General features: G+C 55.0%; 17 protein-coding genes. 5 read left to right on the forward strand and 12 right to left on the reverse strand.

The genetic code is table 11. From position 1 onward, the window contains the following. Positions 1–47 precede the first annotated feature (47 nt). From phoU to B5D39_RS06030, 8 genes are all read right to left on the reverse strand, one after another. Positions 48–716, reverse strand: a complete 669-nt coding sequence (gene phoU, locus B5D39_RS05995; RefSeq protein WP_078789499.1) for a phosphate signaling complex protein PhoU — start codon at positions 714–716, stop codon at positions 48–50. Further along, positions 716–1501 carry a phosphate ABC transporter ATP-binding protein PstB gene (gene pstB, locus B5D39_RS06000; RefSeq protein WP_078789501.1) on the reverse strand — a complete coding sequence of 262 codons (786 nt, stop codon included), beginning with the start codon at positions 1499–1501 and terminating at the stop codon, positions 716–718. Before pstB ends, phoU begins: the two co-directional genes overlap by 1 nt. 21 nt (positions 1502–1522) lie before the next feature. Continuing rightward, a complete protein-coding gene (pstA, locus tag B5D39_RS06005) occupies positions 1523–3115 on the reverse strand; it encodes a phosphate ABC transporter permease PstA (RefSeq protein ID WP_208610551.1) in 1593 nt (530 codons plus the stop codon). 132 nt (positions 3116–3247) lie between these two features. Beyond that, positions 3248–5170 carry an ABC transporter permease subunit gene (locus tag B5D39_RS06010; RefSeq protein ID WP_078789503.1) on the reverse strand — a complete coding sequence of 641 codons (1923 nt, stop codon included), beginning with the start codon at positions 5168–5170 and terminating at the stop codon, positions 3248–3250. Between the two features lie 166 nt (positions 5171–5336). After that, complete coding sequence (locus B5D39_RS06015) at positions 5337–6302, reverse strand: PstS family phosphate ABC transporter substrate-binding protein (protein ID WP_078789504.1); 966 nt, start codon at positions 6300–6302, stop codon at positions 5337–5339. A gap of 84 nt (positions 6303–6386) precedes the next feature. Beyond that, positions 6387–7970 (reverse strand): GH3 family acyl-acid amido synthetase, encoded by a 1584-nt coding sequence (locus B5D39_RS06020; RefSeq protein WP_078789506.1) that lies wholly within the window; start codon positions 7968–7970, stop codon positions 6387–6389. Positions 7971–8217: 247 nt separating this feature from the next. Then, entirely contained in the window at positions 8218–9300 is a 1083-nt protein-coding gene (locus B5D39_RS06025) for an alpha/beta fold hydrolase (RefSeq protein ID WP_139366690.1), read from the reverse strand. Between the two features lie 250 nt (positions 9301–9550). Further along, positions 9551–9742 (reverse strand): hypothetical protein, encoded by a 192-nt coding sequence (locus tag B5D39_RS06030; protein ID WP_078789507.1) that lies wholly within the window; start codon positions 9740–9742, stop codon positions 9551–9553. Positions 9743–9969: 227 nt separating this feature from the next. Here B5D39_RS06030 and B5D39_RS06035 point away from each other — a divergent pair, with 227 nt between their 5' ends. The 5 genes from B5D39_RS06035 (at position 9970) to B5D39_RS06055 (ending at position 19220) form a co-directional block, all read left to right on the forward strand. Next, positions 9970–12201: a methyl-accepting chemotaxis protein gene (locus B5D39_RS06035; RefSeq protein WP_078789508.1), complete on the forward strand. Its 2232-nt coding sequence runs from the start codon at positions 9970–9972 to the stop codon at positions 12199–12201. 47 nt (positions 12202–12248) lie between these two features. Next, complete coding sequence (locus B5D39_RS06040) at positions 12249–15347, forward strand: EAL domain-containing protein (protein ID WP_078789509.1); 3099 nt, start codon at positions 12249–12251, stop codon at positions 15345–15347. Between the two features lie 27 nt (positions 15348–15374). Beyond that, the gene (locus tag B5D39_RS06045; protein ID WP_078789510.1) at positions 15375–17579 is read left to right on the forward strand and encodes a protein kinase domain-containing protein; all 2205 of its coding nucleotides are present in this window, start codon (positions 15375–15377) and stop codon (positions 17577–17579) included. Between the two features lie 349 nt (positions 17580–17928). Beyond that, the gene (locus B5D39_RS06050) at positions 17929–18429 is read left to right on the forward strand and encodes a methylglyoxal synthase (protein WP_244161363.1); all 501 of its coding nucleotides are present in this window, start codon (positions 17929–17931) and stop codon (positions 18427–18429) included. A 5-nt stretch (positions 18430–18434) separates the two neighbouring features. Next, the gene (locus tag B5D39_RS06055) at positions 18435–19220 is read left to right on the forward strand and encodes an FRG domain-containing protein (RefSeq protein WP_078789512.1); all 786 of its coding nucleotides are present in this window, start codon (positions 18435–18437) and stop codon (positions 19218–19220) included. Positions 19221–19332: 112 nt separating this feature from the next. On the opposite strand, the gene B5D39_RS06060 is transcribed toward B5D39_RS06055, so the two are convergent. The 4 genes from B5D39_RS06060 to B5D39_RS06075 form a co-directional block, all read right to left on the reverse strand. After that, positions 19333–19629 carry a HigA family addiction module antitoxin gene (locus B5D39_RS06060; protein WP_078789513.1) on the reverse strand — a complete coding sequence of 99 codons (297 nt, stop codon included), beginning with the start codon at positions 19627–19629 and terminating at the stop codon, positions 19333–19335. Between the two features lie 9 nt (positions 19630–19638). Beyond that, positions 19639–19920, reverse strand: a complete 282-nt coding sequence (locus tag B5D39_RS06065; protein ID WP_078789514.1) for a type II toxin-antitoxin system RelE/ParE family toxin — start codon at positions 19918–19920, stop codon at positions 19639–19641. A gap of 150 nt (positions 19921–20070) precedes the next feature. After that, on the reverse strand, positions 20071–21021 hold the full coding sequence (locus B5D39_RS06070) for a TIGR04442 family protein (protein WP_078789515.1): 951 nt from the start codon (positions 21019–21021) through the stop codon (positions 20071–20073). Positions 21022–21078: 57 nt separating this feature from the next. Beyond that, positions 21079–21474, reverse strand: coding sequence for a DUF2062 domain-containing protein (locus tag B5D39_RS06075; RefSeq protein ID WP_244161364.1), 396 nt, complete (start codon positions 21472–21474; stop codon positions 21079–21081). Positions 21475–21505 lie beyond the last annotated feature (31 nt).

A 21505-nucleotide genomic window follows, 5' to 3' on the forward strand; every position in this document is an offset into this window, starting at 1 on the left:
TTGAGGCCGCCGCTTCCTGTTTATCCTGTCGGCTACATGCTTAACAATCAGGGCAGTGTATGGCGAATATCCTTACCCTTCACCATAAAGATCACCATCTCGGCAATATTGGTGGCGTGGTCGGCAATCCGCTCCAGAGATTTTGAGATGTAGGTCAACCGCATGGCGCGGCTGATGGTGGCCGGGTCTTCCAGCATATAGGTGTACAGTTCACGCTGCACCTGCTGATTCAGATCATCCACCATCTGATCATCCTTACAGACCTTGATGGCCAGCTCTGCATCGCCCCGAACAAAGGCATCCAGCGCTTCTTTAATCATCTGCTCAACCCAGTGGGCCATGCGAGGAATATCAACGTACGGCTTAAGTGGCGGTTCCTGATTCAATTGCCGGGCACGCTTGGCCATATTTGCACACTTGTCGCCAATCCGCTCCAGATCGGTCACAATTTTTAATGCGAGGGTGATAAAACGCAGATCACGTCCGGTGGGTTGCCGCAGGGCAAGTAACTCAAGGCACTTTTCATCAATGGCGACCTCATGGCCGTTAACTTCATGATCCATGGCGATGATCTTCTCTGCCAGCTCGGTATCACGATCAACCAGTGCCTTGATGGCATCGGTGATCATCTTTTCCACCAGCCCACCCATGGTCAGAACGTGTTGTTTCAGGTCTTTCAGTTCGGCATCATAGGATGCCACCAGATGTCCACTCATTAACCAAACCTCCCGGTGATATAATCTTCTGTCTGCTGCTTCTCCGGGTTGGTGAAGATCTTCTTGGTGTCACCCATCTCAATCAGCTCCCCCAGATAAAAGAAGGCGGTTGAATCGGAAACCCGTGCTGCCTGTTGCATGTTATGGGTCACAATCACAATCGTATACTGTTCCTTCAGTTCGTCAATCAGTTCTTCAATCTTCAGCGTTGAAAGCGGGTCAAGGGCCGAACAGGGCTCGTCCATCAGGATCACTTCCGGGTTGGTGGCAATGGCACGGGCAATACAGATCCGCTGGGCCTGGCCGCCGGACAGCCCCAGGGCTGAGTCGTGCAGACGATCCTTGACTTCGTTCCAGATCGCGGCCCCTTTCAGGCTCCGCTCCACGGTCTCATCAAGGGTTGCTTTGTCGTTAATCCCGGCGATCCGCAGGCCATAGACGATATTCTCATAAATCGACTTGGGAAACGGGTTGGACTGCTGGAAGACCATCCCCACCCGCCGACGCAGCGAGATGACGTCGGTGGATCGACCAGTAATCTCATCCTTATCCAGCCGGATACTCCCTTCGATCCGCACGGAATCGATCAGGTCGTTCATCCGGTTCAGACAACGCAACAGGGTTGACTTGCCGCAGCCGGAGGGACCGATAAAGGCGGTGACCTGGTTCTTACGCATGGTCAGCGAAATATCCTTCAGGGCGTGGGAGGCACCATAGTACAGGTGTAGCTTATCCACCTCAATCAGGGGTGGGTGTTTACTCAGATCAACAGGTTCAGGACTCATCAGTCAGTATCCTTTGGGTGATTAGAAGTGCGATGTGGTGTATCTGCGCCGCATCTGGTTACGGAAACGGATCGCCAGACTACTGGCTGCGATTACGATCAACAGCAGCAGCAGGGTGGTGACATAGACCATCGGCTTGGCTGCCTCCACGTTGGGGGATTGGAAGCCCACGTCAAAGATATGAAAGCCCAGGTGCATAAACTTGCGGTCCATATGAAAGAACGGAAACTGGGTATCAAACGGCAGGGTCGGGGCCAGCTTGACCACCCCCACCATCATCAAGGGAGCAACTTCACCCACGGCGCGGGCCATGGAAAGTACCAGGCCGGTCATGATCCCCGGTGTGGCCATTGGCAGCAACACCTTGGTCAGGGTCTGGAACTTGGTGGCACCCAGGGCCAGCGATCCTTCTCGGATTCCTTTGGGGATTGAGGCCAGCGACTCTTCAGTGGCCACGATCACCACCGGCACGGTCAACAGTGCCAGGGTCAGGGATGACCAGAGGATGCCGCCGGTGCCAAAGACCGGAGTAGGCAGCCGCTCCGGGAAGAACAGTTTGTCCAGTGAACCGCCAATGCCGTAAACAAAGAAGCCCAGACCGAACACCCCATAGACAATCGATGGCACACCGGCAAGATTGTTGACCGCGATCCGCACCAGCTGCACCAGCTTGCCCTCTTTGGCGTATTCCCTTAGATAGATGGCTGCAATGACACCAAAGGGCAGCGAGAAAACCGACATCAGCAGCACCATCATCACGGTGCCGAAGATGGCTGGAAACAGACCGCCCTCGGTGTTTGATTCGCGGGGATCATCAAACAGCAGCTCGTTAATCTTGACCAGATAGGCACCAGCCTTGGCAAAAATCGACATACTGTTAGGCTGGTAAAAACGGACAATCTCCAGCAGCGGCAGTTCCTTGTCAGCACCGGCTGCATCGCTGAAAACCGCTGTTACCTTGCCCAGTTCCGCCTGCTGTTGATTCAGTTTCTCGTTCAGCCCATCAAAGGTTGCTGTCAGCTTGGCCCGTTCTTCGTTCAGACTGTTGATGGCTGCGCTATTGGCCTCTGCGCCACGGTATTCCAGTTTCTGGATCTTAAGCCGTAACGCCTCAGAGCTTTGGTTCAGATCAGACATCTGACCCTTGATCTGCTTCAGCCCTTTTTGCTTTTTCATGATTTCACTGTGGGCCTGCTGCAAAGCCGCAGCATCGGCGGCAACGGTACTGCCATCTGCCTTTTTCAGCTCTTTTAAAAAACCGAAGAAATTGCCATGTTCAAACCGTTCCAACAGATAGGCATCCTTGGGGATATCCTTACTGCTGATCTCACTTTCATCCACCCATCTGAAATCCTGGCTGTACAGGTCACGGTTACCCACCTTCAACTGCAGCCGTTTGGCCTTGGTCAGGGCGTGGGATTCGGCAGCCGTCAACTGCCCCATCACGTATGAGCCGTCATTCAGCTTAAACCGCACCAGTCCCTTGACCCAGAAGTAGCCCAGGCTGTTGCCCAGGATAACGGCCATCAAGGTCAGGGTCATAAACAGGATCACTGCCAGGGTTGCCCCGGCAGTCAGCACCATTGGTTCGCCACGTTTCCAGTAGTTTTTCACGTTACACCTTTGTTTTTTACCGCAGAGGACGCCAAGGAACGCAGAGGGAAACAAAAAACTTTTGTAAAATCACTTTGACAATTTTAAAGCCTTTCCTCTGCGAACCTCTGAGTCCTCTGTGGTGAAATATCCTTAATACCTTCCGTACTTCTTACGGAACCGTTGCCGCAGCAGTTCTGCAGCGGTGTTGATGATAAAGGTCAGCACAAACAGCAGCACTGCCGAGAGAAACAGGGTCCGGTACAGCGTGCCGAACAGAGGAGCCTCAGGGATCTCCACCGCGATGTTGGCTGAAAGCGACCGCAAGCCATTGAACAGGGACCAGCTCATAATGGGCGTATTGCCGGTGGCCATCAGCACGATCATGGTCTCCCCCACCGCACGACCAAAGCCGATCATAATGGCAGAAAAAACACCGGGCAGGGCAGAAGGCAAGATCACCCGCCAGGCGGTCTGCCAACGACTGGCGCCCAGAGCCAGTGAAGCGGCAGCCAGGTTGCGTGGCACATTAGAGAGGGCATCCTCGGCAATGGTAAAGATAATCGGGATCACGGCAAAGCCCAGGGCAATGGCAATAATGATGCTGTTACGCTGGTCATAGCGCACCCCAAGGCTCGAGTAGAGCCACTGTTTCAGATCAGCGCCAAACAGGGTGGCCTCAAGCGGTGGGGCGATCAGACCGGATAACCAGAGTCCCAGCAGTACCACCGGCATCATGCAGATAAACTCATACCCCTTCAGTCGTCGCCCGACAGCGGTGTCTGCAACCGCCTTCCAGCTGAAGACCGCTATTAACAGCATGGCTGGCACGATTACCACCGCAAGAAACAGCATCAACAGGTTCTTGTCCATTAGCGGCGCCAACCAGAGACCGGCCAGAAAACCGATCACCACCGATGGCACTGCCGCCATGATCTCAACCGCTGGCTTAATCCGGCCTTTCAGGGTTGAAGACATGAACTGGCTGGTGTAGAGCGCCCCCAACAGCGCCAGCGGCACCGCAAACAGCATGGCAAACAGGGTGGCCTTAAAGGTACCGAAGATCAGCGGCATCAACGATATTTTAGCTTCAAAATCATCGGTGGCAGCAGAGGACTGCCAGACATACTCAGGCTTGTCATACCCTTCATACCAGACCTTGCCGAACAGGGTAGAGAACGAGACCTCCGGGTGAGGTATGGACAGCTTCCAGACTGATACCTTGCCATCTGAGCCAGCCACCACCAGTTTTCTGCCGTTATCAGCAAAGGCAGCAGCTGCTACCCCGGAACCGGCCTTCAGTTCCAGCAGCAGGCGTTCACTGGTCATATGCAGCAGCTTGATCGTCCCAGCTGCATCAAAGGCCGCCAGAGACTTGTCGCGGGGGGAGGCTACTAACCGTTGGACCGGCTGCATGAAGCCGGGCAGATGGTGAATCAGGGTCAACTGTTTATCTTCACCGCTACCCGGTTTGCGTACCGGCATCCAGGTGGTGATCTGCCCCTTTGCATCACCCACTGCCAAAGAGGTATCTCCCAGCAGGGTGGTCAGCGCCGTAATCTTGCGGTGATCCTTAAACGCCTCCACTGTCTCCACCAGCCGCCCCTGACCTTCATCGGCCAGATCCCAGCGGACCAGCCAGCCGTTAGCCGTGGCAGCGTAGAGATTCTGCCCTTTACGTCCCAACCAGACGGCAGAGATGGCACCGGGCAGACTGTCACTCAGTTGATAGCTCTGCTGACTGACCTTTTCGTTACCCAGCAGATCTTTTTCAATCATCTTCCGCTGCACGTCAATCCGGTTATCCGGCAAAAGCCGCACTGAGATGTTGCCTTTTTCACCAAGTTCACGGGTCTGGTGTGTGCCACTAGCGTCACTTGCAACCAGGCTTTGCAGTTCAGCCGGAACATCGGCCAGTTTTTCTGCAGAAGGCGAGTAAAACAGCGGCAGGGCAACATTGGCGATCAGCAACAGAATGCCGATAACGGCAACGATAACGAACAGACCACCAGCCTTGATCAGCCAGGCAGCCAGACGGTCATTACGGCGGGATTTATCTACAATTGAGGAGGCCATGGAAAATCCGGGTACTGTCTTTGTATTTCATATACGCAAATGGAATGAAACGAGGATTTTTTTGTTCTGAGTGGGGCAATCAAGGAGTGGCGAGGAGGCGTACTACTTTGTACGCCGCACAAGCCACTCCATCGATTAACACGCTCAGGCTAGAAAAAGACCGTTTCTACTTCAGTGCTTTCAGTTGCTGCTCAACAACCTTGGCAGGCAGCGGATCATAGCCATCCTTCACCACAATCTGCTGACCTTCCTTGGAAAGGGCAAATTTCAGGAACTCTTCAGTCACCTTGGGCAGCGGCTGACCCGGCTTCTTGGCTACATAGATGTAGAGCATACGAGCCAGGGGATACTTGCCGGACAACACGTTGGCATAGTTGGCTTCATAGACGGTGCCACCTTTTTTGTCAGACAGGGGCACTGCCTTAACACCTGAAGTGGCGTAGCCGATACCGGAGTAGCCCATGGCACTGATATCCTTGGCAACACCTTCAACAACCGAAGCGGAGCCGGGCTGCTCTTTTACGGTACTCTTGAAGTCACCTTTATTCAGAGTGTGCTCCTTGAAGTAGCCATAGGTACCAGAGGCAGAGTTACGACCGAACAGGGAGATCGGCTTGGCTGCCAGTGAACCGCTTACACCAACCTGGCCCCAGGTAGTGATATCGGCCAGACCACGCTTGTGGGTCTTGGAGAAGATGGCATCAACCTCATCCAGAGACAGGGACTTAATCGGGTTATCCTTATTGACAAACACAGCCAGTGAATCCAGGGCCACACCGATCTTGGTCGGCTTGTAGCCGTACTTCTTCTCAAAATCTTCAATCTCTTTGCCCTTCATCTCGCGGGACATGGGACCCAGTTGAGCAGTACCGGCGATCAGGGCCGGAGGAGCAGTTGAAGAGCCTTTGCCCTCAATCTGAATGTTCACGTTGGGATACTTCTTCTTGAACCCTTCTGCCCAGTAGGTCATCAGGTTGTTCAGGGTATCGGAACCGATACTGCCCAGGTTGCCGGATACGCCGGACGTTGCCTTATAGGTTGGCAGCTTGGCATCTACCTTCACTTTTTCTGCATGGGCCGCAGTGGCGATACAGAAGGTGGCGCACAGCGCCAGAACGCTCTTTTTCAACATTGGTACATCCTCCTTGGTATTGTTCGTGTTTTCAGGTTGTGTGTAGCTTGATTGCCACCTTACACAGCTTTTGTGACAGGCATGTTACGGAGAGGCAAAAGGTTGGTGACTATTGTTACAGGCATAGGCAGACAGGCTTTGTACCAGCTCTCCGGTCAGGGTCGGGTCGATATGGGGGATCTTGCTCTGGCCACCAAGTTTGCCACGCACCTGGGCAGACCAGTCGTAAATCTGTTGTTCCGATACCAACAGCACACGAGGACTGTTGATCCTACCTTGCTGGCGGAAGGTGTCGTAATCGGCATTTGAATCACGTAGCTGTTCATCCAGCAGCGTTGCTGCCTGATCAGACAACAGCCCATCACCACGGCAGGCCAGCACCCAGTGGTGGCAGCGGCCACCAATATCAGCCCCTACCATAAACTCTCGCACCATACCGTCATGCTTACCGTTCAACCCGGCAACCGCCTGCTCCACCTCACTCTGGGTCACCTTTTCTTCAAAACGATCCAAAAATTTATCCCGGCCGGTAAACTCAAATCTGAACCGATCCTTGTCCAGAAAGCGCAGGGTGTCACCGATGTGGTAACGCCAGAGACCAGCACAGGTGGAAAGGATCACGGCATAGCGCTGCCCCACCACCACCTCGGCCAAGGATACGGCTCGGGCATCTGGCAACGGCGCACCGGTCTCATCAAGCTGCTCAATCGGCACAAACTCAAAAAGAGCACCATAAAACGGGGTCAGCCGCATGGTTGCCTCACCCTGCACCTGAAAGCCCATGAACGCCTCGGATGAGGGCAACAGCTCCAGAAAATCAGGACCGCCTGAAGGAAGCAGGCGCTGATATTCAGCAGCATAGGGGGCCATGCTGGTGCCACCGTGGATGATCAGCTCAAGATTAGGCAACACCTCAGACACAGAGCGGCCTGATAGGGCCTCCACCTGCTTCAACAGCAGCAAGATCCAGGGCGGCACCCCGGAAATGATGCGGATCTTCTGGTCATCCAGCAGCAGACGGGCCATCCCCTCAAGTCGCTGGTCCCAGGGGGCCGAAGTCAGCGGCTCCTGCGGCTCCACAAACGGATTCAGCCAGGAGGGGCGCTGCTGCAGGGTAATGGCGCTCATATCGCCGGCCAGCACCCCTTCTCCCATCTGCTTGAGTTGGGTGCTGCCAGCCATATAGAGGATCTTGCCCGCTGGAATGTTGCTACCCGGCTTGGCAGCCAGATAGCAGCAAAGCATATCCAGGGCTGCCCGCTGGTTCATGTTGAACATCTCGGCAGTAAAGGGGATGAACTTGGTTGGCGCCGTGGTGCCGGAGGTCTCACAGAACCAGGGGACCAGGCCGGGCCAGGTCTGGTCCTGCAAGCGCAACTGCTGCCCCTGTGGTGTGGTTGTCAGGCTGGCTGCAAACCAGTCATCCCAGAACTGACGATAGGTACGGATCGGCACCTGTTGTTGAAAACGGCGATAACAGGTATCAAACGGCAGACCGGCCAAGCCGGCAAAACCATAGGTAACACCAAAGCGGGTGGCAGCGGCCTTGCGCAGCAGGCGCGGCAGCAATTCACGCTGGCTGTCCAGTGGATCTTTACGCAAAAACTGCCGGGCGCGGATATCAGCAGCGGCATGCAGCGGAAGGGAAAGTAGTGATGAGAGATTCAATGAGTCTCCTAAAAAAGACACCTATTCAGCAAATAAAGTCAAAAACTGGCAATGTAACAGGGATACAAGGGATACAAGCGGATAAGATCCAAAAATCACATTAGGATGCCTGTTTTAGATGGTTTTATCCTGTTCATCCTTTTTATCCCTGTCAAAAAGCCTTTGGAAGTTCAAGCTGTTGCATTACTACTGAATAGTTACTTATTTCTTTGTGTTTTTTGCGGCAAGTCATCATTTTCAGGTTTCATTACACAACCGCCAACAGCGGTTGATTATGCAGCTTCTGCAACCACTGCTCCATACGTGGATTGTAACAGTGCTGATGGAAGATCAGCGAGGCATGGGCCACCGGATCGGCATCGCTGTTGGATGCAATAAGGCAGGTCTTGCCTTCCGGAAAGACAGACCGCAGGGCAGCATGGTCAGCACAGAGCTGCAGGGTGGGTGAACCAGGCACCAGAATGCTCTGCTCATCCTCTGCCAGCATGACCAGGGTTGGTCCACTAAAGATGGTCCTGGCCGGAGCTGGCTCAGCAAAGCTGCGCAAGGCCAGTACCCGCTGATAGCCTCCCAGGTTGGAGGTATGTTCCAGCACACCAAAGATCCGCTGCCGAATGGCCAGATGGCGGGTGGTCAGGTTACGATTTTCCGCCCCTGCCTCAAACAGCGCCTGAAAGCAGCGCCGTGCCCGTTCAAGCTGGCGGTTCAGGTTGGTCTCATCATTGGGGTCGGCCTTCAATATTTTACGGAGATTTGATTCCAGCATCCGCACGCCGCCACTGCGCTGGTCATCGGGCCGAATCAGGTCAGCGGTACAGAGCACCGGGCTGACCAGCAGCAGGCCGCGCAAACGATCATGCAGCTGCTCTGAGGCGCGGCGCAGAAAATCAACCACCAGACCGGCCCCGAAACTGACCCCCATCAGCACCGGCCGCTGCCCCTTCAGCGTCAGCTCATCAATCAGGTCTGCCAACTGGGCCTCAAACAGCTCCTGACTAAAACCGTTACGGGGATAATTCAGATAGTAGATGCTGCCATGGCTACGCAGGATCGGACGCTGGAACTCCACCACCTCGGTGGCATCCGGTACAAACCCAGCCACCACAATGGTGGGCCGCCCCCCAGCAGACTTTTCACGATAGACCTGGCAGCGCACCGCATGCAGACTGTGATACCGCTCCCACAACGCCAGCTCCCGTGGACGGTGACGCTGCTTGTACGGCTTGATCGCTATGGAACGGAAAAATCCGGCCGTGGCTGTGGCCATGGTCATCAACGCCGGGTGACGCTCAGTTAACGGCTGCAGGTGCCTGCTTAACAACTGCTTCATGGGTGATCTCCCCGATCTTATTCCGGTTCCAGTTCAAGGATGAGATCAAGGCGGCGAGGAATTCGGCGACGTAGGCGTACACGCAGTACGTTGAGGAGCCGAAGACGAGCCAACGAAGATAACACCTTGAAATGGAATTGGAATTAGGCCTGTCGGCCGGTCAAGCGCCGCAGGCGCTCAAGTTGCTGGTCAATCAGATCAAACTGCCGCTTCATCGTCAAAATCCGCACCAGAAACATAGTCCACCTCGTTAGCACTGTCCGGCCATCATCTGCCGCTGTCCACCAGCCAGCGCGATACTTGAAGTAGGAAAACTGGTGGTGCGGTGGCAGGCGCCGCAGGCAACATCACCGTTTGCCACCCGTACCCAGAGGGTCCGGTTTTCGCTGTCACACCAGTCACAGGTCCAGGCATAGTAATCATCAAGGGTCTTTGTTCTCATCGCAGTCATCCTCCTGCCTCGTTCATTGGCATCCTTTTTTTGTTTGTCAGACCATACCGTTTAAACATGACGTTTGGGTGTCGGGATTCCAAAGAGTCTGCAACAACGGCCAGAAGCCTGAAAACGGCCATCGGGCATGCCACAGACATTTTTCTCTATTGTCACAGGGCTGTAACAGCGGCCTGTTACTGTCCTGTTTCACGCATCAAAAGGGAGGAAAACACGCCATGACCATTCGCCTGAAACTGCTGATCAACAGCCTGATTACCTTTGCCGGTTTTGCTGCTGTTGTGCTGCTGGGCTACTACACCATCGCCGGATTTCAGACCAACATACGGGAGCTGACCACCCGCTCCACCCCACTGCAGGTCAAGATGCTGCAGTTCCAGCAGACCGTGGAACGGCTCTCCGGTGATCTGCTGCAAACCGGCATGCTGGAAGATCCCCAAGAGCTGCAGAAGCAGACCGCTGTGATGGAAGAGCGCCGTAAAAGGCTTGATCAACTGAATAAAGAGATACAGGAGCTGAAGGGGGTACAACTGGATGTGTCTGCCTTTGCAACCCTTGAACAGCAGGTGGCTGCGGCGTTGCGCGACAAGTTCGCCAGTCTGGAGATATTTAAGGCAGAGGCTACCAATCTGAGCGGTTCCATTAAGGCTGCTGAAAAATCACTTGAAGGGATTCGTGACGTTATCTCAGGACTGCGCAGCACGGCAGCACGGCGTGCCTCAGCCTATTCAAAAGATATTGACCGCGCCCTGAAAGGTGAAACCGTAACCGGTCTGAACGATACCGCGACCCTGCAGGACAAGATTCAGAACTATCGTAATGGTGTTGAAAACGACATGGAGATCAACAAGCGGGTCATGACTGCAGTTGAAGCAGTGGACAGCATTCATATTGACCTGCGCCTGCTGGATGCCAAGGCCCGGATGGTAATGCTCAGCAGCTCTGCAGCGGAGCTGGACAGACTGGTGGCAGAGATCAATGGTGTTCAAGCAAGAATCAGTAAGCATTTAAAGCAGGCAGAAACAGAAGTCATGTCAGTCAAAAGCGGTGGCGTGGTCAAGGATGCCATTGAGCAGATCGGCAACGGCACAGGACGGGCAGGCGCTGCAATCAGGCGGATCACCACGGCCCAGCGCAATGTGCTGGCCAGCATGGGGCAGGTTGAGGCAACTGTAGCCAAAGTCAGACAGGTAACCATGGAGCAGGCACGCCAGAGTGAGGCCCAGGTCTCAGCCACCACCAGCGAGCAGCATACGTTTGTTGAGGAGATGACCAGCACCTCACGCAAACGGACTGGAATCATGCTGGGTGGTGCGCTGACAATCGGCATACTGGTACTGACCCTTAACTGGCTGGTGGCCAGAATTATCCGCAAGCCCCTTGCTCTGCTGCAAACAACTATCGGCGAGATTGCAGAAAGTCGTGACCTGCGCCGCAGTATTGAGGTCCAGAACCACGATGAAATCGGTCAGTCCATCAATGCCTTTAACCGCTTGATCAGCTCATTCAGACGTATTGTAGGCACCATAGCCGGAACCGCCGGAACCCTGGCCAACACCTCACAGGAACTTTCAGGCACGGTAAGCCTGATCACCTGCCAGGTACAGGAACAGAGTGAACGGGTCAGCCAGGTTGCCACGGCAGGCAGTGAGTTGTACCAGACCGTGGCAGATGTCGCGCAGCACACGGCACGGATTGCTGATTCAGCCGGAATGGCCCGACAGACCGCTCAGGACGGTGCCAAGGTGGTGAACCGAACCATTGCAGAGGTACAGGCCATAGCCGATTCGGTGGGGGAGTCACAAACTACCATTGCCAGCCTGCATGGGCGATCTCAACAGATCGGTGAGATCCTTGCAACCATCCGTGACATTGCCGACCAGACCGGCCTGCTGGCGCTGAATGCCGCCATTGAAGCGGCCCGGGCCGGCGAACACGGACTTGGCTTTACCGTGGTGGCCAATGAGGTACGCAACCTCTCCCGTCGTGCCGAGGAAGCCACAGCTGAAATCGCCGAAAAGCTCACCGCTATCCAGAGTGACACCAGCAGGGCCGTTGAGACCATGCAGCAGAGCCTGACACAGGTTAATCAAGGTATTCGCTACTCTGAAAAGGCGGGCTTTGCCCTTGCCAGTATTGTTGAAAGCGTTGACGGTCTGCAGGGGATGACCCAGCAGATCGCCACTGCAACGGAAGAGCTGTCTGCCACCTCCAGCCAGATCAGCGATGACATCCTTGCCATTGACAGCTCACTGCGGCAGACCCTGCAGGCCACCGGTGCCATCTCGGAAGAATCAATCCGGCTGGCAGCCATCTCACAGGAACTACAGGCCGAGCTGAATCAGTTTCAGTATGACGAACCACCGGTTTTAACCACCGAACCGTCACCGCAGCAGCGCTACCAGCCGCCTGTTTTTAACATGCTGAACAACCTCCCTGCAGCAGCGTAGCCGCAACTGAACGTTGTCCGTCAACCTTGCTCACAGAGGAACCACCTATGCATAGCGTTACGCAGCACCAGATAGCAGGCAGGTTGTGGTCTTCAGAGAAAACCACACAACAGGCAGATATACCGGGACGACAGGAAAAGATCCTGTTGTTCGGCATACCGATTGCGCTGACAGCCCGCAACACAACCATCGCATTTCTACTGTTCGGCTGCGCCTGGACCGTTGCAGCCGGGCTGCTTGAACAGCAGTTCAGCCTGTCAACCCTGCCGCATATTGCTACCGGTATCGGCCTGCTTATCATCACCGCCATATCGCTCTATCTTCTGATCCGCCGCTTTACCAAAAACAACGCCTCATCCCATGAGCTGATCATCAGGGCCTTTCATGCCTCCCCTAACGGTATTGCGGTGGTGCGGGATCATGACCGCCAGATCCTGCTGGTAAACCAGCGCTTTGCCGGTATGACCGGCTATACGGTTGCTACCATTGTTGGCCGTAGCGACAGCGACCTTAACCTTTGGGAGAACAGCGCAGAACGGCTGGATCTGATCCGCCAGATCCGTGACAACGGTGTTGTGCAGGGGCTTGAGGTCACCCTGCGGAAACAGGATGGGACACTGCTGAACGGCGCGGTTTCTGCCCACCGGATTCTGTTTGAAGGAGATTCCTGCACCATCATTTTTCTGGAAGATACCACCCTGCTGAAACAGGCGGCCCGCAAGGTGGAAGAGTTGACCCGCTATGACGCCATCACCGGGCTGCCCAACCAGAAACTGCTCAATGACCGGCTTAGTCAGCTGCTGGCCATCAGCAACCGTGATGAACAGGCGCTGTCCGTGCTGAAACTTGCCCTGGGGCGTTGTCCCGGCGCCATTAGTGCCCGGGCCAATGATGATTGCGATGAGCTGCTGCGCTGTGTGGCAGACCGCCTGCAGGGTGTTTTGCGCGAAACCGACAGTCTGGCAGTGCTGCAAAAGGGTGAATTTGGCATCCTGCTGCCAAAGACCGAGAGTGAACGGGATATTTTACCGGTCATCACCAAACTGCTTGATGCCCTCAATGAACCGATCAACCTGCATGACGCAGAGTTCCAACTGAACGTCCATATCGGTATCGCCATCTTTCCCAATGATGGCCGCACCGGTGAGGTGTTGTTGCAGCATGCCCATCTGGCACTGGCCCAGGCACAGGCCAAGTCAATTGGTGGGGAATGCGGCTTCAAGTTTTATTCAGAGGAGATGAACCAGGCGGTCAGTGAGCAGATGCAGATAGAGTCAAGCATCCTGCGGGGGATTCGGGCCGGGGAATTTTTTGCCTGTTATCAGCCACTGTTCAGCCAGGATGGTAAAAAACTGGTCGGTATGGAGGCGTTGGCCCGCTGGCAGCACCCCACCCTGGGGCTGGTGGGGCCGGATAAGTTTATTCCGGTGGCCGAGGATAACGGTGCCATCGTGCAGCTGGGGGACCGAATGCTGGAGCTGGCCCTGCAAAACTGCAAAGAGTGGCGGGAACAGGGCTATCCCCATCTGACCGTGGCGGTTAATGTCTCGACCCGTCAGCTGAAGGATCGCCAGTTTGCCGAGCGGGTCGCCCGTCAACTGCAGATGGTGGGGCTGCCACCTGATGCACTCTGCTGCGAACTGACCGAATCGCTGTTGATGGAACATTCCAATGAAAATACCGAGCAGATCTTCAGGCTGAAGGAGCTGGGGGTTAAACTGGCCATTGATGACTTTGGCACCGGCTACTCATCCCTGACCTACCTGAAACATCTGCCGGTGGACCGCCTTAAGATTGACCGCTCCTTTGTGAAGGAGCTGGACAGCAACCCTGATGACCGGGCGATTGTGGTTGCCATCATCGCCATGGCCCGCTCACTGCACCTCAAGGTTACTGCAGAAGGGGTAGAAACCGCCCATCAGCACCAACTGTTGCAGGAGCTGGGCTGCGACACCATGCAGGGCTACTACTTTGGCAAACCGATGCCACGGGAAACCTTTGAAGATTTTTTACAGGCAGGCACGCCACTGCTTGTTGGTGATCCAACCGACGTGAGTGCAGATCAGACAACACAGGAATTGCATCCCTGCCCTCCCCTGGCGGCTGCACCGGAAGAAGTTGATCGCTCACTGCAGACCGTTGCAGATATCACCCTGCATATCGAGCCCCTCAGACCGGCAGACCGCCTGAACACCGCCCTGGAACGGTTTCAGACCGATAAACGGTTGCAGGTACTGCCGGTGGTGGACCAGCACCGGGTAGCCGGGGTACTGAACCGCTCCGAGTTCATTGAAGAACAGATTGTGGGGCGGATCGGCTACGCCTTTCATATCAACCATTCCAAAAAAGTGCGTGATCTGATGCAGCCGGTACCGCTGGTGATTGATGCTGAAGCCAGCATTGAAGAGGCGGCCCAGGCACTGCACGGCAACTTTGGCAGCATGCGGCTGGAGAACATCTGCGTTGCCAAACGTGGCGTCTATCGAGGCATTCTGGACGTCCGCACCCTGGTGGAGGCGATCACCGCCCTGAACCTGAAGCTGGCCAAGGGGGCCAACCCGCTGACCGGTCTGCCGGGTAACGAGAGTATCCAGCGGGAAACCACCCGACGGCTGGAATCAGGCATGCCGTTTGACATCGCCTATATCGATATTGACCACTTCAAGCCGTACAACGACTTTTACGGTTTTGAACGGGGCGACATGGTGATTCAGGTGGTGGGAGATATCTTGAAACAGTACGCCGATGACCTGCTGCAGGATCGACCGTCCAGAAACTTCTGCGGTCATATCGGCGGCGATGACTTCATCATCATCACCGGTCCCGGCCATGCCGTGGCCCTGTCACGGCAAATGATTGCGGAATTTGATGCCCGGCTACCCCTGCTGCATGGCGCAAGTGACTATGCCAAAGGTTGCTACACCTCTTTTAACCGCAAAGGAGAACTGGAGACCTTTAACCTGCTGTCCCTTTCTGTAGCGGCAATCAGCACCGCCAACCTAAAGATCGGTTCCTACGCGCAACTGGCCTCCATGGCCAGCGAGGTCAAAAAAACCGCTAAAAAAGTCAAAGGATCATCGGTGGTAATCAAAGACAACAATGAAGCCCCCCGTGTGATGCTTGGAGCATTGTCAGCAGAATCGTAACCAACCATACATTCAGGAGTTTTTACAATGCAAAAGGGAGAAATGCTGTACCACTATCGTATTGAAGGACCGGCCCCCTACGGCAAAGGGGCCCTGTTATCAGCCGAGCATGTTCTGCTGGGCAAACGCTTCCTGCTTAAATCGCTGACCAGCAGGCAACCCGGCACCGAATCCTATCGGGAACGCTTTTACAACGAAGCCAAGCTGCTGGCCGGCATGGTGCATCCCAATATCCTCCAGGCCACTGACTTTTTTGAGCACAATGGTGGATTCTGGCTGGTGATGGAGTATTACAACGGCGCGGCCCTGGACCGGATGATTGAGCATAACGGCCCTTTCCCCCAACATTTTGCCCTGCATTTTACCATACGGCTGTTGCAAGGGCTCAGATTTGCCCATGAAAAAGGGATCGTCCACCGTGGTCTGTGTACCTCAATTATTCTGGTTGACCGTAACGGCGGACTGAAGATCTCCGATTTTGGCGTAGCTCTGCTGAAGTATGGTGAAGACCTGCAAGAGGTGGGACAAGGGGGCGATGCCGCTTTTATGAGCCCGGAGCAGATTTTAAACCCCTTTACCGTTACCCCCCAGAGCGATATCTATGCCGTCGGGATGATTCTCTACAACATGCTGGCCGGCAGTCTGCCGTTTCAGGAAGAATCTGCGGTTGACACCCTGCTGAACCAATTTGACCGCACCATTCCTGACATCAGGGAGTTTGCGCAGGATACCCATGAAGAACTGGCGTTGATTCTCCACAAGGCCCTGGAAAAAGATCCGGCTAACCGCTACCAGAGCAGCCTTGAATTCCTGAATGCGTTGGAAAGACACCGGATCGCCATGCTGCCCAGCACCCCTGCCAACGGCATTGCCGATTCATGGTTCAAACGTCGCCGTGGCCTGGTGATGTCATCACTGGTGGGAGCCCTGTTGCTGGCCAGTAGTGGCGGCTACTACTACAACTGGATCAACTCCTACGACATCATCCTGAAACTGCAGGGATCAAACACCATCGGTGCAGAACTGGCCCCCTCGCTGGCTGAAGAGTTTCTGAAAAAGAACGGGGCGGTCCGCACCCGGCGGGTGCCGGGCAAGAATCATGAAGAGCTGCTGGTGGAAGGGATCATGGAAGGGCGTCGCAACCGGGCGGTGGAGATCAAGGCCCATGGCTCCACCACCGCCTTTGAGGGGTTACTGGCCAATGCCTGCGATATCGGCATGTCCTCCCGCAGGGTCAAGGATGACGAAACAAAGAAGCTATCACTGCTGGGAACTATGACCTCCCGCGCAAACGAGCATATTCTGGCCCTGGACGGGGTGGCGGTAATCGTTAACAGCGCAAACCCGGTTTCCCGGCTTTCACTGGACGACACCCAGTCGCTCTTTACCGGTAAGACCCCTGACTGGAAGGGATTGACCGGCATTGCCAAGGCTGCACCGGTCCATCTCTACGCCCGTGATGACAAATCAGGCACCTTCGACACCTTCAAAAGCCTGGTACTGCACAAGCAAGAGCTTACCAAGGCGGCAAAACGGTTTGAAGACAGCGTTAAGCTCTCACGAGAGGTATCCACAGATCCCAACGGAATCGGCTTTATCGGCCTGCCCTATGTCAAGTCATCCAAGGCGGTGGCCATCAGCAGCGGCGGCCAACCGATCCTGCCCACCGCCTTCACCGTTGCCACCGAGGACTACAGTCTTGCACGGCGCCTCTACCTCTACACGCCGGGGCAGCCAAAGAATCCCAAGATCAGGGACTTTGTCGAGTTTGCCCTCTCGCCGGAAGGCCAGGCCATTGTCGAAAAGACCGGATTCGTGCCGCTCAACGTACGGATCGGCAACTCATACATCCCCACCAACGCGCCGGAGCGCTACCGCCAGCTGGCCAGCGGTTCAGATCGGCTCTCAATCACCTTTAAATTTGCAGCAGACGGCCAGCTTGATAACAAGGCCTACCGCGATCTTGACCGTCTGGTGCGGGCGATGTCGGCAAAAGAGCTGCAAGGACGGCAACTGCTGCTGTTCGGCTTCACCGATGATGCCGGTGATACCAACACCAGCCTGGCGCTTTCCAATCAGCGGGTGGGACAGGTAGCCCAGGAACTGCGCTCCCGAGGCATTATGGTTGCCGCTGCAGAAGGGTTCGGCTCCAGCCTGCCGATGGCCGACAACAGCACCAAAGAGGGCAAACAGCGCAATAACCGGGTAGAAATCTGGCTGGCAAAACGATAACCGTAAAAACGATTTTACCGCAGAGGGCACAAAGGTTCGCAGAGTCAAATCAATCAGTTACTAAATTTAGCGCTTAACCCAAATGGGTACCTGATGAGCACTGAGATGTAGAATGCCCCTTCTCCATGAGGGAGAAGGTGGCCGAAGGCCGGATGAGGGGGACAGCAGCGGCTTGATGTGACCCTTTTCCCCCTCACCCTGACCCTCTCCCTCAAGGGCGAGGGGATTTTCTGAAGATTGGTGCTCATCAGGTTTAATTTTCTCCGCGAGCCCCACGGCTCCGCGTGAGTATCTGCTTTTTCTGGATAACTGCTACTGGAACCAATCCGCTAAACGGTGTACTGTTGCCATGACACACCACCAGCAGGAAAGGGAAACAGCCATGCCGTCATACAACATCATCGAAATGGGATCACGCAAGCGGATCGCCCTGGTGGCCCACGACCATAAGAAACGGGATCTGATTGAATGGGCCCGCTTTAACCGGGCCATATTGGTGGAGCATGACCTGTACGCCACCGGCACCACCGGCGCACTGCTCTGTGAGCAGTTAGACCTGCAGGTAACCCGGCTGCAGAGCGGCCCGCTGGGTGGCGATCAGCAGATCGGCGCCATGATCGCCCAGGGGGAGATTGATTTTGTGATCTTTTTCTGGGATCCGCTGGAACCACAGCCCCATGACCCGGATGTCAAGGCGCTCTTGAGGATAGCCGTTGTCTGGAACATTCCGGTGGCCTGCAACCGCGCCACCGCTGATTTCATGATCTCGTCATCCCTGATGCATGACCCCTACGACCGGATGATGCAGGATTATGAAGCGTATAAACAACGCTTAAAGAATGTGGCCTGACTCCCATGATTGAAACTATTACCGTCCACTCCTGGGATGAACTCCAGCAGGCACTGTTTGCCGATTCATGGAACGAAGAGCTGGGCCGCTACCGTTCCCGCTTTGCCTTTCGGGGCCTGTCCGATGTTGATTACCGCCTTGAAACCACCCTGATGCGGTTGGGCGGCCAATACGCCGATCTGGAACACCACCTGATGCGTAATTTCAAAAAATATGCCCATCAGCGGGTGGTTGAACGTGACTCCATCTGGCACTGGCTGTCGGTGGCGCAGCACTACGGCCTGCCCACCCGCTTGCTGGACTGGACCTATTCACCATTTATTGCCATGCACTTTGCCACGGCCAATATTGAAAAGAGTGATCTTGATGGAGTGGTCTGGGCAGTCAACTACGTCAAGGCGCACCAGCTATTACCCGACGTATTACGTCACAAACTTGAGCAGGAAGGGGCCAATGTACTCACGGTAGAGATGTTATCTGAAGTGATTACATCGTTGCCTGAACTGGATGCCATTACCCAGGATGATGTTGCCGTATTTTTTGAACCACCCTCCATAGATGACCGGATCGTCAACCAGTTTGCCTTCTGCTCAGTCATGACCTCACCCGGTATGGCGCTGGACAGCTGGTTGGAACAACATCCCGACACCGGTCGCAAGATCATCATACCAGCTGCTTTAAAGTGGGAAATCCGCGACAAGCTGGACCAAGCCAACGTGACGGAACGGGTACTGTTTCCAGGGCTTGATGGTCTGAGCCGCTGGCTTAAGCGGCACTATAGTCCGCGATGAGGGGTGGGGATTGTGCTTTGATGAGCACCCAAAAGCATCAGTGAAATAGCACTGTTACACCTCCACCTAATATAACGGCTCTGAAATTTTCTCACGTTCTTTCAGTCCAAGGCTACGCCGCCATCTTCCACGGATGAATCTTATTCAGCTCGGTGGAAAGGTTACGCTCCACCTCCTCTGAATCAAAATCGGCCTGAAGTCCCAGCCAGAAAGCAGCCGTTGTTCCAAAGAAACGGGCAAAACGGGCGGCAGTATCTGCTCCAACTGCCCGTTTGCCTTGGCAGATAGCCGATATTCTGGATTCCGTCACCCCGATCTCTTTTGCAAGCCGGTACTGACTGATCCCCATGGGTATCAGGAACTCTTCCTTCAATACTTCCCCAGGATGTACGTTTGCTAGTTGTGCCATAGCTTCACCTCAGTGATAATCGCATATCTCAACACGCGAAGCTGTTCCTTCATTCCAGAGGAAGCAAATTCGCCATTGGTCATTAATCCGAATACTCCACTGACCGTCTCGATCGCCAGAGAGCTTCTCAAGCCTGTTTTGTGGGGGGATACGCAGGTCATCCACCCTGCCGGCGTTGTTAAGCATCCTTAACTTACGCCGGGCCACCTGCTGAATGTCGTGGGGCAGCTTGCGGGAGAACTGCCCCTCCCAAACCTTTTGGGTTTCGTTGTCATGGAATGAAACGATCATGGCCAATGCTACCGCATGACGGAAGTATGAGCAAGAATTATTTCGCTACACTGGAATATACATTTGGCAGTAATCCAGAGGCAGGAGTCGCGGGTAGTTGATGGTCTGTCCGTTGGAGGGGGGCGGTGCGGGAGCCCACGGTGATTCTGGTCAGACACTTCGAATCATCTTCAGCATATCAGACGAAAGTCTGTTTTTGCTGCAGTACTGATCCTCAAGATCTTCTATATAAAACAGATCCAGCCCTGATTTTTCGATAAAATCCTGCCGCAGGGCGGCATTGCCGCGCACCACTTGCGGCAGGATGGCGTTGGAATAGATCGCCTCCAGCTTGACCAGTTCAAAGGCCTTCTGAAACAGCGCATCCGGTATATCACCCTCCACCCCGTGGCGTTGGCGCAGCTCAATGGTGGTAACCCGCCGGATTACCTCCTGTCCTTGCGGGGTACTCATGGCAGCCTGATTCAACTTGGACTGTTCGGCAACAATTTCAGCCAGCAGCATGAAGAGCCGTTCTTCCTTTTCCAGCTGCTGCAGCCGGTAGATAATCCCCTGCACCGCCTGCAGATCAAAAAACTTCATATCATTTTTCTGGGTCTGTACCGTCTGAATCCTGGCCAGACCATCCACCAGCAGCTTGACCCTGCGCCGTCCGTAGCTGTCCAGTAGCTGGCTCTTGAGCAGGTCATCCACCATCAAGCGGGCAAAAAGCCCGCCATCAATTGACTCGAACCACTCCATATCATGCTTCAGCTCCACCAACAGCTCCAGATCAAGCTGGGAGCTGCCCATAAAAGCCAGATGGTTCAGGTGGCCGGTGGCCAGTTCCAACCTCTGGAAGTAGTCGGTCAGCAGGGTAAAGCGCTTTTTAAGCGCCAATGGGGCACCGTCCCGGATCTGCTCATCCAGTTGTTTACCCAGCTCAAACAGCAGCCCGTCAAAGGACTGGTCACCGGCTGCCAGGGCTCGTTTCCGCGCACACAAAAGCTGCATCACCTGTAGCCGGGACAGACCGGTTGAACCCGGCCCGTCCAGCAGCACCAGCTGCTTCAACAGTTCCTGCGCCTCTTCAGGGGAAAGCTGATTGGGGTGGTGTATCATGATGGCAACCTCATTGTGTTAAGCTGCCAGAATAGGCTCAATTTCACCCTTTGTGTGTCACAATCCGGCAACATCTACAGCCCCTGATTCCAACCTTTTGGCCACCCTTGTCAGCACCAAATACACCAGCAGCGTCACAGGCGGGACCGTGATCAACCAGCCCAGCAACGCCTTATATGACAACCAGAGCAGCAATGATAAGGCAGCAAAAACGCCTGTGTGATGGACGGTTAGCAGTTGATCAGGTGCAACGCTCGGCCCCCAGGGAATAAGCAGCTGGCCCAGTTTGCAAAACGGCACCAGCAGTGCCAGCTGAACCGGATAGAGCAGATAATTTACCGACTGAAGCACCAGATGGTTGAGCCTGAATCTCTGGGCAAGCCAGAGACAGATCAACGAGGTGCCCCAGAGTAGCGGTAGCACCCCCAGTGCTCCGCCGATACAGAGTGTCATGATAAGTTGACGCGGGGAGAGCCCACAGGTT

Source organism: Trichlorobacter thiogenes, from assembly GCF_900167465.1.
Taxonomy (GTDB): Bacteria; Desulfobacterota; Desulfuromonadia; order Geobacterales; family Pseudopelobacteraceae; genus Trichlorobacter; species Trichlorobacter thiogenes.

Coding starts and splice junctions, on each gene's coding strand:
- B5D39_RS06075 (WP_244161364.1), bottom strand. CDS start 21,474: ATGACACTCTGTATCGGCGGAGCACTGGGGGTGCTACCGCTACTCTGG.
- B5D39_RS06035 (WP_078789508.1), top strand. CDS start 9,970: ATGACCATTCGCCTGAAACTGCTGATCAACAGCCTGATTACCTTTGCC.
- B5D39_RS06065 (WP_078789514.1), bottom strand. CDS start 19,920: ATGATCGTTTCATTCCATGACAACGAAACCCAAAAGGTTTGGGAGGGG.
- B5D39_RS06060 (WP_078789513.1), bottom strand. CDS start 19,629: ATGGCACAACTAGCAAACGTACATCCTGGGGAAGTATTGAAGGAAGAG.
- B5D39_RS06010 (WP_078789503.1), bottom strand. CDS start 5,170: ATGGCCTCCTCAATTGTAGATAAATCCCGCCGTAATGACCGTCTGGCT.
- B5D39_RS06040 (WP_078789509.1), top strand. CDS start 12,249: ATGCATAGCGTTACGCAGCACCAGATAGCAGGCAGGTTGTGGTCTTCA.
- B5D39_RS06055 (WP_078789512.1), top strand. CDS start 18,435: ATGATTGAAACTATTACCGTCCACTCCTGGGATGAACTCCAGCAGGCA.
- pstB (WP_078789501.1), bottom strand. CDS start 1,501: ATGAGTCCTGAACCTGTTGATCTGAGTAAACACCCACCCCTGATTGAG.
- B5D39_RS06070 (WP_078789515.1), bottom strand. CDS start 21,021: ATGATACACCACCCCAATCAGCTTTCCCCTGAAGAGGCGCAGGAACTG.
- B5D39_RS06045 (WP_078789510.1), top strand. CDS start 15,375: ATGCAAAAGGGAGAAATGCTGTACCACTATCGTATTGAAGGACCGGCC.
- phoU (WP_078789499.1), bottom strand. CDS start 716: ATGAGTGGACATCTGGTGGCATCCTATGATGCCGAACTGAAAGACCTG.
- B5D39_RS06050 (WP_244161363.1), top strand. CDS start 17,929: ATGACACACCACCAGCAGGAAAGGGAAACAGCCATGCCGTCATACAAC.
- B5D39_RS06025 (WP_139366690.1), bottom strand. CDS start 9,300: ATGAAGCAGTTGTTAAGCAGGCACCTGCAGCCGTTAACTGAGCGTCAC.
- B5D39_RS06015 (WP_078789504.1), bottom strand. CDS start 6,302: ATGTTGAAAAAGAGCGTTCTGGCGCTGTGCGCCACCTTCTGTATCGCC.
- B5D39_RS06030 (WP_078789507.1), bottom strand. CDS start 9,742: ATGAGAACAAAGACCCTTGATGATTACTATGCCTGGACCTGTGACTGG.